The 724-nt window shown below is 71.8% G+C and carries 1 protein-coding gene and 1 pseudogene; both read left to right on the top strand.

What is annotated here, in order from left to right; genetic code table 11:
- A partial coding sequence (locus L288_RS0121665; RefSeq protein WP_031304442.1) for a TolC family protein occupies window positions 1–200 on the top strand: 200 nt, incomplete at its 5' end.
- Window positions 197–724 (top strand): annotated as a pseudogene (locus tag L288_RS33015) (efflux RND transporter periplasmic adaptor subunit); the annotation flags it as partial. The gene L288_RS0121665 and the pseudogene L288_RS33015, both read left to right, overlap by 4 nt.

Below are 724 nucleotides of genomic sequence, written 5' to 3'. Positions count from 1 at the left end.
CGGCCGAGGAAGCGGCGCGGATCGCCCGCATCGGCTACCGGGAAGGCAAGTTCGGCCAGCTCGACCTGCTCGACGCCGAGCGCACGCTTGCCGAGACCCGCGCCGCCGCGATCGACGCGCTACTCGCCTACCACATCGCCCAGGCGCAGCTCGAGCGGCTGACCGCACGCGCGCCCGCCATTCAGGGGGACAGACCATGAAGAACCGTTTTGGGGCGGCCCTGCCGCTCATGCTGGCCACATTGTTGGTCGCGGGCTGCTCGGGCGGCGAGTCCGTACCCGAGGACCAGAATACGGCCGAAGCCAAGGAGCAAGGCCATGGCGACGAATCAGGCGAGATCGCGCTGACGCCGCAGCAGATCCGCGCGGCGGGCATCGAACTGGTCCGTGCGATCCGCGGCGGCGGCGGGGCGCTGACGCTGCCGGCGACGATCGAAGGCGATCCGCAGCGCATGCAGGTGGTGTCGGCCGCGATCGGCGGGCGCGTCGTCGCCCTCACCCGCAACCTCGGCCAATCGATCGGGCGCGGGCAAACGCTGGCGGTGATCGAAAGCCGCGAGGCGGCCTCGCTTAACGCCGGGATCGAGGCGGCTCGCGCGCGGCTGGAACTCGCCGAATCGAACCTGCGCAGGGAGCAGCGGCTGTTCGACCAGCAGGTCTCGCCCGAGCAGGACCTGATCGCCGCGCGCACGGCGGCGGCCGAAGCGCGGATCGCGCTGCGCCTC

Origin of the sequence: Sphingobium quisquiliarum P25 (assembly GCF_000445065.1) — a bacterium.
GTDB lineage: Bacteria > Pseudomonadota > Alphaproteobacteria > Sphingomonadales > Sphingomonadaceae > Sphingobium > Sphingobium quisquiliarum.
Note: the sequence above shows the minus strand (reverse complement) of the source record. Positions and strands in the feature narration are given on the sequence as shown.